This is a genomic window from Streptomyces sp. NPDC058663 (assembly GCF_042716745.1).
Taxonomy (GTDB): Bacteria; Actinomycetota; Actinomycetes; order Streptomycetales; family Streptomycetaceae; genus Streptomyces.
The window spans coordinates 1-12,326 of record NZ_JBHXRV010000095.1 but is presented as its reverse complement, the minus strand read 5'-3'; the positions used below and the strand labels follow the sequence as shown (position 1 = coordinate 12,326).

The 12,326-nt window shown below is 72.7% G+C and carries 10 protein-coding genes; 7 read left to right on the top strand and 3 right to left on the bottom strand.

Annotation, left to right across the window (positions count from 1 at the left end):
* Positions 1 to 45: 45 nt before the first annotated feature.
* Positions 46 to 930: a hypothetical protein gene (locus ACFWVV_RS37205; RefSeq protein WP_384358932.1), complete on the bottom strand. Its 885-nt coding sequence runs from the start codon at positions 928 to 930 to the stop codon at positions 46 to 48.
* A gap of 132 nt (positions 931 to 1,062) precedes the next feature.
* Between ACFWVV_RS37205 and ACFWVV_RS37200 the strand changes: the two genes are divergently transcribed.
* The 3 genes from ACFWVV_RS37200 to ilvD all read left to right on the top strand — a co-directional run bounded on the left by ACFWVV_RS37200 (position 1,063) and on the right by ilvD (position 5,120).
* Entirely contained in the window at positions 1,063 to 1,995 is a 933-nt protein-coding gene (locus ACFWVV_RS37200) for a Ppx/GppA family phosphatase (protein WP_384358928.1), read from the top strand.
* 262 nt (positions 1,996 to 2,257) lie between these two features.
* Complete coding sequence (locus ACFWVV_RS37195) at positions 2,258 to 3,109, top strand: sugar phosphate isomerase/epimerase family protein (protein WP_384358930.1); 852 nt, start codon at positions 2,258 to 2,260, stop codon at positions 3,107 to 3,109.
* A 160-nt stretch (positions 3,110 to 3,269) separates the two neighbouring features.
* Positions 3,270 to 5,120 (top strand): dihydroxy-acid dehydratase, encoded by a 1,851-nt coding sequence (gene ilvD, locus ACFWVV_RS37190; protein WP_384358926.1) that lies wholly within the window; start codon positions 3,270 to 3,272, stop codon positions 5,118 to 5,120.
* Positions 5,121 to 5,196: 76 nt separating this feature from the next.
* Here ilvD and ACFWVV_RS37185 read toward each other — a convergent pair whose 3' ends face one another.
* The gene (locus ACFWVV_RS37185) at positions 5,197 to 7,638 is read right to left on the bottom strand and encodes a protein kinase (RefSeq protein ID WP_384358924.1); all 2,442 of its coding nucleotides are present in this window, start codon (positions 7,636 to 7,638) and stop codon (positions 5,197 to 5,199) included.
* A 156-nt stretch (positions 7,639 to 7,794) separates the two neighbouring features.
* On the opposite strand from ACFWVV_RS37185, the gene ACFWVV_RS37180 reads away from it, so the two are divergent.
* Entirely contained in the window at positions 7,795 to 8,328 is a 534-nt protein-coding gene (locus tag ACFWVV_RS37180) for a hypothetical protein (RefSeq protein WP_384358922.1), read from the top strand.
* 274 nt (positions 8,329 to 8,602) lie between these two features.
* Here ACFWVV_RS37180 and ACFWVV_RS37175 read toward each other — a convergent pair whose 3' ends face one another.
* Entirely contained in the window at positions 8,603 to 9,568 is a 966-nt protein-coding gene (locus ACFWVV_RS37175) for a L,D-transpeptidase (protein WP_384358920.1), read from the bottom strand.
* 142 nt (positions 9,569 to 9,710) lie between these two features.
* On the opposite strand from ACFWVV_RS37175, the gene ACFWVV_RS37170 reads away from it, so the two are divergent.
* The 3 genes from ACFWVV_RS37170 (at position 9,711) to proC (ending at position 12,158) form a co-directional block, all read left to right on the top strand.
* Positions 9,711 to 10,205 carry a SigE family RNA polymerase sigma factor gene (locus tag ACFWVV_RS37170; protein ID WP_384358918.1) on the top strand — a complete coding sequence of 165 codons (495 nt, stop codon included), beginning with the start codon at positions 9,711 to 9,713 and terminating at the stop codon, positions 10,203 to 10,205.
* Entirely contained in the window at positions 10,198 to 11,118 is a 921-nt protein-coding gene (locus ACFWVV_RS37165; protein WP_384358916.1) for a L,D-transpeptidase family protein, read from the top strand. The genes ACFWVV_RS37170 and ACFWVV_RS37165 overlap by 8 nt, the downstream gene beginning before the upstream one ends.
* Positions 11,119 to 11,306: 188 nt before the next feature.
* A complete protein-coding gene (gene proC / locus ACFWVV_RS37160; RefSeq protein WP_384358914.1) occupies positions 11,307 to 12,158 on the top strand; it encodes a pyrroline-5-carboxylate reductase in 852 nt (283 codons plus the stop codon).
* Positions 12,159 to 12,326: the final 168 nt, after the last annotated feature.

Sequence of the window (12,326 nt, the reverse complement as noted above, 5' to 3'; positions counted from 1 at the left end):
CGCGTAGGCCGGGGACTTGCGCGGGCGGCGGGGTCGCCGGGGGTCTCAGCCCGCCGGAGCTGTCGGGTCCGCAGGCCGCTTGGGGAACGCCGGTCCCGGCAGGTCCACCGGACCCGTCGGGTCCGCCGGGTGAGGGGCCACCAGCGGCAGTGGCGAGGCCAGCCGGGCTTCGCAGAGCTCGGCCAGCCGGGCATAACCCCCCGCGCCCATCAGCTCGGTGAGCTCGGGCCGGTAGGAGACGTACACCGGCTCACCCGCGCCGTGCGCGGAGGTCGCGGAGGTGCACCACCAGTGCAGGTCGTGGCCGCCGGGCCCCCAGCCGCGCCGGTCGTACTCGCCGATCGTGACCTGGAGGATCTTCGTGTCGTCCGGCCGCTCGATCCAGTCGTACGTCCGCCGCACCGGCAGCTGCCAGCACACGTCGGGCTTGGTTTCGAGGGGTTCCTTGCCCTCGCGCAGCGCGAGGATGTGCAGCGAGCACCCGGCGCCGCCCGCGAAACCGGGGCGGTTCTGGAAGATGCAGGAGCCCTCCCAGCGGCGCGTCTGGCGTTCGCCGTCGTCGTCGGCCTGCACCCAGCCGCCGTTCGGCCCCTTCACGGCCTTCGAGGTCCGCGCCACGTCGTGGAACTGCCAGATGTCCGGCGTCAGCCGCGCCACATGCCCGGCGACCCGCTTCTCGTCGTCCTCGTCGGAGAAGTGCGCCCCCAGCGTGCAGCAGCCGTCGTCCGCGCGCCCCAGCTTGATGCCCTGGCAGCCGCTGCCGAAGATGCACGTCCACTTCGAGGTCAGCCAGGTCAGGTCGCACCGGAAGACCTGTTCCGCGTCCTCCGGGTCGGGGAACTCCACCCAGGCCCTGGCGAAGTCGAGACCCTGCTCGTCGTCCACCCGCCCGTCGTCCGCCCGCCCGTTGTCCACCCGAGGGTCGTCCACCCGAGGGTCGATCCCCGCCACGTCCGACTTCAGCTGCTTGGCGGCTTTTTCCGGCTTCGCCTTTTTGGTCTTTGGCACGGGGCAAGGGTAGGCGCAGCGGCGGGCTTGGTGCTCCGCAGTAGCGTTCCGCCCATGAGACTCGGAGTCCTCGACGTCGGTTCGAACACGGTGCACCTGCTGGTGGTGGACGCCCATCGCGGCGCCCGCCCGCTTCCCGCGCACTCCTACAAGGCGGAACTCCGCCTCGCGGAGCTGCTCGACGAGGAGGGCGCGATCAGCCCCGAGGGGATAGACCGGCTGGTCAGCACGGTGGGAGAGGCGATGCAGGCAGCCGAGGACAAGGGCTGCGAGGACGTACTGCCGTTCGCCACCTCCGCCGTGCGGGAGGCCAGCAACGCGGATCTCGTACTGACCCGGGTACGGGAGGAGACGGGCGCCGACCTCCAGGTGCTGTCCGGCGAGGACGAGGCGAGGCTGACCTTTCTGGCGGCCCGCCGCTGGTTCGGCTGGTCGTCCGGCAAGCTGCTGCTGCTCGACATCGGCGGCGGCTCGCTGGAGATCGCGTACGGCATCGACGAGGACCCCGACGCGGCCGTCAGCCTGCCGCTCGGTGCGGGCCGGCTGACCGCGGGCCGGTTGCCGGGCGACCCGCCCGACCCCCAGGACGTACGGGCGCTCCGCCGCCATGTGCGTGCGCAGATCGCCCGCACGGTGGGGGAGATCGCCCGGTTCGGCAAGCCCGACCACGTGGTGGCCACGTCCAAGACGTTCCGTCAGCTGGCCAGGATCGGTGGCGCCGCCCGCTCGGCCGACGGCCTCTACGTGCAGCGTGAGCTGAGCCGCAGCTCGCTGGAGGAGTGGGTGCCGAAACTCGCCGCGATGACCTCCGAACAGCGCGCCGCCCTGCCGGGCGTCTCGCTCGACCGCGCGCCGCAGCTCGTCGCGGGGGCGCTGGTCGCCGAGGCGGCGATGGACCTCTTCGAGGTGCAGACGCTGGAGATCTGCCCGTGGGCCCTGCGCGAGGGCGTCATCCTGCGAAGGCTGGACCACCTGCCCCCGTCGTGACCGGACCGGGGCGCGCTCCCGTCGCCCGTCGCCTTCGACGGAACCGGTACGCGCCCCCTGCCGGCGCCCACTCCCCGGCTCGTGCTCCTGCCTCCGGCAGGGCCGGTGCGCGCCCGAGCGGACCCGGCTCGTGCTCCCCGCCTCCGGCAGGAGCCGGTGCGCGCCCCGAGCGGCCCCGACCGGCGCCACCTCCGTCCGGCCGGCGCCCCCCTCGCCTCCTCGCACGGCGGAGGGGGACCGTACGCTGTCCCTCGTGGCAGAAGTGGCGAAACCAGCGGTACGCATCCCGGATGCGAAGGTCGCGCTGTCCACGGCCTCCGTCTATCCGGAGTCGACGGCGACGGCCTTCGAGATCGCCGCGCGCCTCGGCTACGACGGCGTCGAGGTCATGGTGTGGACGGACCCCGTCAGCCAGGACGTCGAAGCGCTGCGCAGACTCTCCGACCACCACGGCGTCCCGGTCCTCGCGGTGCACGCCCCGTGCCTGCTGATCACCCAGCGGGTCTGGTCGACCGACCCGTGGGTCAAGCTCAAGCGGGCGAGGGCAGCCGCGGAGAAGCTGGGCGCGTCGACGGTGGTGGTCCACCCGCCGTTCCGCTGGCAGCGCGGTTACGCCCGTGACTTCGTGACCGGAATCTGGCGGATGGCAGAGGAGACCGACGTCCGCTTCGCCGTCGAGAACATGTACCCCTGGCGGTACAAGGACCGCGAGATACTGGCGTACGCCCCCGAATGGGACGTCACCAAGGACGACTACCGGCACTTCACCGTCGACCTCTCGCACACCGCGACCGCCCGCACGGACGCCATGGCCATGATCGACCGCATGGGCGACCGCCTCGGCCACGTCCACCTCGCGGACGGCAACGGCTCGGCCAAGGACGAACACCTCGTCCCCGGCCGCGGCACCCAGCCCTGCGCCCAGCTCCTGGAACGCCTGGCCGCCACCGGCTTCGACGGCCACATCGTCGTCGAGGTCAACACCCGCCGCGCCATGTCGTCCGCCGAACGCGAGGCCGACCTGGCGGAGGCCCTCGCCTTCACCCGCCTGCACCTCGCCTCGGCCCCCGCACCGGGGACGGCACCGAGCCGCGCGCGGGTACCGGGCACCTGACCCCCGGTACCCGCTCGAAGGTGTCCGGAGGGCCCGTCTCAGGTCCCTGCGCGAAGGTGCCCGGAGGTCTGTCCCACCCCCCGGACAACCTGTCCAAACCCTGGACCCGAGGCGTACGCTCGAAAGCAGCCGTACTCGTACTCACAGGGAAGTGAACCCGATGCCCGACCTGAGGTCCCGCACCGTCACCCACGGCCGCAACATGGCAGGCGCCCGCGCGCTCATGCGCGCCTCCGGTGTAGCGAGCGAGGACATCGGCAAGCCGATCATCGCGGTCGCCAACTCCTTCACCGAGTTCGTGCCCGGCCACACCCACCTCGCCCCCGTCGGCCGCATCGTCTCCGAGGCGATCCACGCGGCCGGCGCCGTCCCCCGCGAGTTCAACACCATCGCCGTCGACGACGGCATCGCCATGGGCCACGGCGGAATGCTCTACTCCCTGCCCTCCCGTGACCTCATCGCGGACAGCGTCGAGTACATGGTCGAGGCCCACTGCGCCGACGCCCTGATCTGCATCTCCAACTGCGACAAGATCACCCCCGGCATGCTGATGGCGGCACTCCGCCTCAACATCCCCACGATCTTCGTCTCCGGCGGCCCGATGGAGTCCGGCCGGGCCACCCTCGTCGACGGCACCGTCCGCACGCTCGACCTGGTCGACGCGATGTCCGACGCGGTCAACGACAAGATCTCCGACGAGGACATGCTCCGCATCGAGGAGAACGCCTGTCCCACCTGCGGCTCCTGTTCCGGCATGTTCACCGCCAACTCGATGAACTGCCTCGCCGAGGCCATCGGCCTGGCTCTGCCGGGCAACGGCTCGACCCTCGCCACCCACACGGCCCGCCGCGCCCTGTACGAGAACGCGGGCCGCACCATCGTCGAGATCACCAAGCGCCACTACGAGCAGGACGACGCCACCGTCCTGCCCCGCGCCATCGCGAGCCGCGCCGCCTTCGAGAACGCCATGGCCCTCGACATCGCCATGGGCGGCTCCACCAATACGATCCTGCACCTGCTGGCCGCCGCCCAGGAGGCCGAGCTCGACTTCGGGCTCCCGGAGATGGACGAGATCTCCCGCCGCGTCCCCTGCCTGGCGAAGGTCGCGCCGAACGTCGGCAAGGACCGTACGTATTACATGGAGGACGTCCACCGCGCGGGCGGCATCCCCGCCATCCTGGGCGAGCTCTACCGCGGCGGACTCCTCAACGAGGACGTCCACTCCGTCCACTCCCCGTCCCTCGCCGACTGGATCAAGACCTGGGACGTGCGCGGCGGCTCCCCGTCGCCCGAGGCCGTCGAGCTCTGGCACGCGGCCCCCGGCTGCGTCCGCTCCGCCACCGCCTTCTCGCAGTCCGAGCGCTGGGACACCCTCGACACCGACGCCGCCGAGGGCTGCATCCGCTCGGTCGAACACGCCTACTCCAAGGACGGCGGCCTGGCCGTTCTGCGCGGCAACCTGGCCATCGACGGCTGCGTCGTGAAGACCGCCGGCGTCGACGAGTCGATCTGGACCTTCGAGGGCCCCGCCGTCGTCTGCGAGTCGCAGGAGCAGGCCGTCGAGAAGATCCTGCTCAAGGAGGTCAAGGCGGGCGACGTCGTCGTCATCCGCTACGAGGGCCCCAAGGGCGGCCCCGGCATGCAGGAGATGCTCTACCCGACCTCGTACCTCAAGGGCACCGGCCTCGGGAAATCCTGCGCGCTGATTACCGACGGCCGTTTCTCCGGCGGAACGTCGGGCCTGTCGATCGGCCACGCGTCCCCCGAAGCGGCGTCCGGCGGCACCATCGCGCTCGTCGAGAACGGCGACCGCATCCGCATCGACATCCCGAACCGCTCGATCGAACTCCTCGTCAGCGACCAGGAGCTGGCCGAACGCAGCGAGGCCCTCGGCGGCGTCTACGCCCCGAAGAACCGCGAGCGCAAGGTCTCCCAGGCCCTGCGCGCGTACGCGGCGATGGCGACCAGCGCGGACAAGGGCGCGGTCCGCGACATCTCGAAGCTGGGCTGACGGGGGAGGGGACCTCGGCCCCTTGCCAGGGGGCCTCGGCCCCTTGCCGGGAGTGCGGGCAGCCGGGCCCCAGCCCCTACTCCCGCCCCGGCACCTCCGGTGCGACAGCGAACACGGTCCTGTCCGTACGCGTCACCACGAGGGCGGCTCCGGCCCGTACCGCCATGACCGGCTCGGAGCCCTCGACCGGTGTACCGCCGCGGGCGGCGGACCTCCACAGTTCCTTGCCGGTACGCAGGTCCAGCGCCAGCACCCGCCCGTCCGCGGCGGGCACGTACAGCAGCTGCCCTTCGCGATCCGGCTGCGGCAGCCCCAGGCCCGCAACTCCGGTACGGGTGCGCCACAGCTCCGTGCCGTCCGCTGCGGAAACGGCGGTGACGGCCCCCGCCGGGGCCACGAAGACGAGCGTGCCGCCGAAAAGGCGGGGCGCCCCGGCCGGATGCGTACCCAGCCGCACGCTCTCCACGGGCCGGGCCCCGGTCGGATCCCTCAGCTCAAGGGCAGCGAATTCGCCCGCCAGGTTGGCGTGCCGCTCGGTCGCCCCGGCGTCGGTCCGCCGCCACTTCGCGAACACCAGCCGGCCGCCGGCCTCCCCGACCAGGTCGTACCCCTTGCCGTAGGTGACGATCCGGGACTGCTTCCCGGTGGCCGGGTCGTACCGCACATAGGTGACGCGGTCCGGGTCGTCGCCGCGGTCGTCCCCGCACAGGCCGTAGAGCCTGCCCTGGACCGTGCGCGGATTGCACCGCAGGCCCGGCGGGTCGGCGGAGGTCCAGCGCGCCGCACCGGTGACGAGGTCCTGTGCCACCAGGGCGTTGCCCTTCAGGTCGGGGCCCACGGCGAGGCTGCCGACGACCGCCCCGCTCCGGTACGTCTCGGGAGCGGCCGGCCTCTCCCAGAGGCGGCGGCCGTCTGCGCCGGAGAGGGACACCAGCCGGGCGGTGCCGTCGCTGTCCACCTCGCTGACCAGGACGGCGTCGGTGGTGGCGCCGAGGGGTTCGGAGTTGTTGACGGTGCCGTCGGTCCGGCCGTTCCGCCGGGCCTTCGCCTTCCAGAGGAGGCGGCCGGTGGCCTGGTCGAGCCGTACCGCACGCAGGTCGTAGCCGCCGCAGAAGGTGGCGGGCCCGGCCGTCAGGCAGCGGACGTTGCTGGGGCCCGAGGGGCCTGAGGGGCTCGCGGTGGACGAGGGGGACTCGACGGGCAGCTCGGCCTGCCACGGACGCCAGCCGGCGGGCAGCGGCTCGGGAGTAACCGTCCGGCCGGAATCCGACCCCCCGGAATCCTTGTCGGAGGAGCGGGAACTCCCCTCCCCGGCCGGACCGTCGAGGTAGTACGCGAGACCGCCGGCACCGAGCCCGAGCGCCACCACGGAAGCCACCGCGACGACCACGCGGCGCCGGGGACGAGCGGTCCCGAGGCCGGAACCGGTGCCGGAGCCGCTCCCAGCGGGAGTCCCGGCCCGGGCACCGGCCACGGCACCGGCCACGGCACCGGCCTGGACACCGGCCCGGGTCCCGAACACGTCGTCCTCGGGGCCGCCCGCCGCCCGGGCCTGAGCCCCGCCCTCCGTCCCGCCCTCCGCCACGCCCTCCGCCCGGCCCTCCGGCTCGTCGTGCCCCGCAGCCGGGAAAGAGCTCGCCGGAAGCTCCGCAGAAGGATCCGGCACCGCCTCCGGCCACTCCGGCCTCCTCGGCCCCTGGGCCTCCCCGTTCCCCTCCGGCATCCCCAGAAACAGCTGCTCCAGCGCGTCCAGCCCAGGCCGCTCCTCCGGAGCCTTCGCCAGGCACTGTTCGAGGATGTCCCGCAGCGGCTCCGGGACCTCGCCCAGCTCGGGGGAGGCGTGGACCACCTGGTACGCCGTCATATAGGGGCTGTCCGCATCAAAGGGACCGCGCCCCACCGCGGCGAACACCAGCAGCGCCGCCAGCGAGAAGATGTCCGACGGCGGCCCGATGGTGCGCGGGTTGCTGAGCTGCTCCGGCGACATGAAGGGCGGGGTGCCCATCACGTGCCCGGTGGCCGTCAGCGTCTGGTGGTCGGCGGCCCGCGAGATCCCGAAGTCGATCACCCGGGGTCCGTCGGAAGCCATGAGGACGTTGGCGGGCTTGAGATCCCGGTGCACGACCCCGGCCCTGTGGATGTCCCGCAACGCCTCGACAAGACCGAGCGCCAGCTTCCGCAGCTCCGCCCCGGACAGCGGCCCGTGCCGGTGGAGCTGCTCCGCGAGGGTCGGCCCGGGGACGAACTGGGTGGCCATCCAGGGACGCGGCGCCTCCGGATCGGCATCCACCACGGGAGCGGTGAACGCTCCGCTCACCCGCCGGGCAGCCGCCACCTCCTGCCGGAAACGGATGCGGAAGACCGGATCGGCGGCGTACTGCTCGTGCACCAGCTTGACGGCGACCTGACGTCCCGAGGGCGACCTGCCGAGGAACACGGTGCCCATGCCGCCGGTACCGAGCCGGTCCACGATCCGATGGCCACCGATCGACCGGGGGTCCCCCGCGAACAACGTCACGGCCCAACTCCGTCCCCCATGAGTACCGTTGAGCCCACAGACTAATCAACGGGATCCACCCCCCACCCAGCACCACCCACCCCACCCCAGCGCCCCCCACCCGAGCCACACCCCAGGCGCCCGAGCCGCCCCCCGCCGCCGGGGATAATCGGCCCCGTGAGCGAGAACCCCGAGAACTCCGACGCCCCCACCCCGGCCACCCCCGGCACCCCGGCCGGCCCGCAGCCCGAACCCCTGCGCTTCTTCGGCACCAGCTGGCTGAACCACACCGACGGCTACGGGATGCGCCGCGCGGGCGTGGCGGTCGGCTCGCTCGCCGCGGCGGTCGCGGGCTGCTTCCTGCTCCGCTTCGCCTACGAGGGCCTGCAGATCGCGGACGTGGGCGGCATCGTCGGGACCCTCGTCATCGTGATGTTCGCAGTGTGCAGCGCGATCGCGTTCCGCAAGACCTGGGAGGGCTTCGGCGCGCGCCCCACGGACCCGGCGCGCGAACAGTCCCTGCGCAGCCTGAAGACGATCGGCTTCGTCGGCGCACTCCTCGCCTACTTCTTCCGCTCCTTCACCGAGGCCCCGGGCGAAAAGCTGCACCGCGAGGAGTACGAAACGGCCCTCACTCAGTACAACCGCCGCCGAGGCACCCGCACGGGCAACCCCGCCGCCCGCAAGAAAAAGCCCCCCAAACGCAAATAACCCCTCGCCCCTCCCTCCAGCCCCTCGGGCACCGGAGCCCCCACACCCCTCCCCCCAGCTCCTCGGGCACCGGGGCCGCCCCACACCCCTCCCCCCAGCTCCTTGGGCACCGGGGCCGCCCCACACCCCTCCCCCCGTTAGCTCCCTTGGGCACCGGGGCCGCCCCCCGGGGGCGGAACGGGTGGGCAAGGGGGCGGCCCCCGGCGGAGCCGAACAACGCACCCCCGCCCCCCGCGGCACCCCCGCCCCCCTCACGCCCACCCCACCCCACCCCTCACCTCACCGCACTCCCCGCCTTCCACTCCCCCCACCCCACGTTCCAACCCCCGTACCCATTACCCGCCGCGACCGTCTCCTTGGAATTCACCACCTTGACGACGTCACCGACCATGACGTCCCGGTAGAAGTCCGCCGCGGTCCCGTCCGAGGCAAGCCCCACGCAGCCGTGCGTGATGTTCCGCCGCCCGACGACCCCATTCGCCGCCGGATTCTGGTGCAGATACGTACCGGACGTCGTCAGATGAACCGCGTAGTAGTACCAGTCCGAGTACGTCGTCCCGTAGCCCACGGTCCGGCTGTCCATGAAGACCCGCCGCTGCTTGTCGGAGACGACCATCGTTCCGTTCCAGGTGTCCTTGCCCGGCGCCCCGGCGGTTATCGGAATCCGCCGGGTCCGCCCGTCCTTGACGACCGTCATCCGGTGGGTCTTCACGTCGACGGTCGCCACCAGCGACCGCCCGATCGTGAAGTGCCGGGTCAGCTCGGGACCCACGTCCACGGTGACCCGGGTTCCTGGCTTCCAGTAGCTACGGGGCCGGAAGTCGACCCGCTGCCCCGCATGCAGGTTGCGGTCCTTGACCCAGCTCCAGGACCCTTCCACCCCGGGGTTCGCCGACACCTTCAACCGCCGCTCCACGGCAGCCCGCTCACCTGCCGGCACCGGCTTCTTGAACGTCACCGACACGGGAAGCCCCACCCCCGCCGTCATCCCCTCGACGATGTTCACCCGGAACGCCCCGGCCCTCAGCCCCGCCGGCACCGGCACGACCGGCTTCCCCGAAGCCGCCCCCGGAGCGGCGGACGACGCCGCGGCCCCGCCACCGGCCCCCGCCCCGCCCATCCCGGCCCCCGGCGCCCCGGGAACCGCGGCCCCGCCACCGGAACACCCGGCCGCCCCCAGCGCCAGAGCGAGAAGCAGCGCGAGTGCGCCCGCCCGACCCGTGCGATCGCGACGCGTCATGGAAATCCCCCAGATCCGTACACCTGCACCTGTGCGGCACCGCCCCCGGCAGCACCGCGCGGCCCGTCACAGCGGCACCGTGCTTCCTGTACGCACCGGGGGCCCGCCGGGTTGCACACGGGTTCGGGTAAATTCCCTGGCCATGACGGAGGAGGAGTTCGACGCCTTCTACGCGGCCTCCTTCCCCCGCCTGGTGGGGCAGCTGTACGCGTTGACGGGCGACCACGGCGAGGCCCAGGACGTCGTACAGGAGGCGTTCGTACGGGCCTGGGACCGCCGCGCCTCCTTCCTGGCCGACGGAGCACCCGAGGCCTGGATCCGGACCGTCGCGATGCGCCTCGCCGTGAGCCGCTGGCGCCGCACCCGCAAGTGGCTGGACCTGGTCCGCCGCAACCCTCCGCAGGACCGGGTCGCCGGCCCCAGCCCGGAACACACAGTCCTGGTGGCAGCCCTGCGCACCCTCCCCGAACCCCAGCGCCAGGCCATCGTCCTGCACCACCTCTGCGACCTGAGCGTGGACCAGATAGCCGCCGAGACCGGCACGCCCGCCGGCACGATCAAGGCCCGCCTCTCCCGCGGCCGAGCAGCCCTGGCCCGCCACTTGGCCCCCGAAGCGAAGGAGGACGCCCGTGCCTGACTCCAACCCCCTCGACGCGGCCCCCACCCCCCACGGCCCCCCCTCGCACCCCACCGCGCCCGGCACCCCTCAGGGCCCGCCCGCAGGCACCCCGTCACACCCCACCCCGCCCGGCACCCCTCAGGGCCCACTCGCGGGCACCCCGTCACACCCCACCCCGCCCGCGCACCCCGACCCGCTCCGTACCGCTCATCCCGACCCGCTCCCCTCCGAGCACCCGGGCCCGTTCGGCACCGAGCGCCCCGACCCGCTCGGCACCGAGCACCCCGATCCGCTCACCACCGCCCTGCGGGACCTGGCCGACACCGCCGGAACCACCGCCCCCCGCGCCGGCGGCGCCCACGTACGCCACCTCGCCGAACGCCGTCGGCGCCGCCGCCGGGCCGTCACCACAGGCGCTGTCACCACCGTGGCCGCAAGCCTCGCCCTGCTGCTCGGCACCCCGTTCCTGTCCTCCGACGAGCCGGCCGTCCCACCCCCGCCGGCCGCGAGCCCGGTCCAGCCGCCGCCCCCGGTAGCCACGGTCGACCTGGCCGCACGACAGCTGACGGTGCGCCCGAGTGACACCCGCAACGCCCGCACCGTACCGATCACCGCCGGCCGCAAGGCCACCCCGACCCGCACCGGCCGCCTGACCGTGACGGCCCTCGACGCGACCCGCACCCTCTCCGGCAAGCTCATCGGCCTGGTCGACGACTACGACTACCGGGCCTCCTGGGTGGTCGAACTCCGCGCCCCCGACGGCTATACGACGTACGCCCTGGCATTCCCCCACACCTCCGAGGGGACGGACAAGTCCAAGGAATTCTTCGGACGCGTCGACGCGACCGACGGCTCGGTCGGCATGCCGCAGGCCGACGCGAAGTGGCTCTTCCAACAACTGCACCTGGGCGACACCATCGAAATCCACTGACTCCACGGATTCCACTGACTCCACTGAATGCACTGGATCCATGGACTCCGACCGCCCCGAACCCCCGGTGCGAAGATGACCGTGCACCACACCCCAGCAGCCGGCCCCCCACCTACCCCGGCCGCAAGCAGCACAGGACGAATTCCAGGACACCAGTTCCAGTTCCACCGGTACGGAGGGCAACCCGCATGAGCGACACAGCCGCACAGGACCACCACCACGCCACCCCCAAGCCCACCACGGTCGCGGTCCTCGGCACCGGCAAGATCGGCGAAGCCCTCCTCAGCGGCATGATCCGAGGCGGCCGCCGCCCGGCCGACCTCCTGGTCACCGCCCGCCGCAGCGAACGCGCCGAGGAACTCCGCACCCGGTACGGCGTCGAACCCGTCAGCAATGCGGAGGCGGCCAAGCGCGCCGACACTCTGATCCTCACGGTCAAGCCGCAGGACATGGGCAAACTCCTCGAAGAGCTCGCCCCGCACCTGCCGGCCGACCGCCTGGTCATCAGCGGCGCCGCAGGCATCCCGACCTCGTTCTTCGAGGAACGCCTGGCCTCCGGCACCCCTGTGGTCCGCGTCATGACGAACACCCCGGCCCTCGTCGACGAGGCCATGTCCGTCATCTCGGCGGGCAGCCACGCCAACGCGACCCACCTTGCGCACGCCGAGGAGATCTTCTCGGGGGTCGGCAAGACCCTCCGCGTCCCGGAGTCGCAGCAGGACGCCGCCACCGCCCTCTCTGGCTCGGGCCCCGCGTACTTCTACTTCCTCGTCGAAGCCATGACCGACGCCGGCATCCTCCTCGGCCTGCCCCGCAACCAGGCCCACGACCTGATCGTCCAGGCCGCCATCGGTGCCGCGGTCATGCTCCGCGACAGCGGCGAGCACCCCGTCAAGCTGCGCGAGGCCGTCACCTCCCCGGCCGGCACCACGATCAACGCGATCGTCGAACTCGAAAAGCACGGCGTACGAGCCGCCCTCATCGCCGCCCTCGAAGCCGCCCGAGACCGCAGCCAAGCCCTGGCCTCCGGCACCGCCTAACCCCACCCCCAGCCCCCTGGGGCGGCGGGGCCGCCCGACCCCTGCCCCCAGCCCGCTTGGGCGGCGGGGCCGCCCCCCCGTTATGTTTTTCGCGGTCCTGCAATGGGGCCGCTGGCCTCCGGGCCCGGTATGACTGTGTCCCCTCTGTCGATCGGATGACCTGGGGGG

Excerpts from the sequence above, each read along its gene's own strand:
- ACFWVV_RS37200 (WP_384358928.1), top strand. The coding sequence starts at position 1,063 with ATGAGACTCGGAGTCCTCGACGTCGGTTCGAACACGGTGCACCTGCTG.
- proC (WP_384358914.1), top strand. The coding sequence starts at position 11,307 with ATGAGCGACACAGCCGCACAGGACCACCACCACGCCACCCCCAAGCCC.
- ACFWVV_RS37170 (WP_384358918.1), top strand. The coding sequence starts at position 9,711 with ATGACGGAGGAGGAGTTCGACGCCTTCTACGCGGCCTCCTTCCCCCGC.
- ilvD (WP_384358926.1), top strand. The coding sequence starts at position 3,270 with ATGCCCGACCTGAGGTCCCGCACCGTCACCCACGGCCGCAACATGGCA.
- ACFWVV_RS37175 (WP_384358920.1), bottom strand. The coding sequence starts at position 9,568 with ATGACGCGTCGCGATCGCACGGGTCGGGCGGGCGCACTCGCGCTGCTT.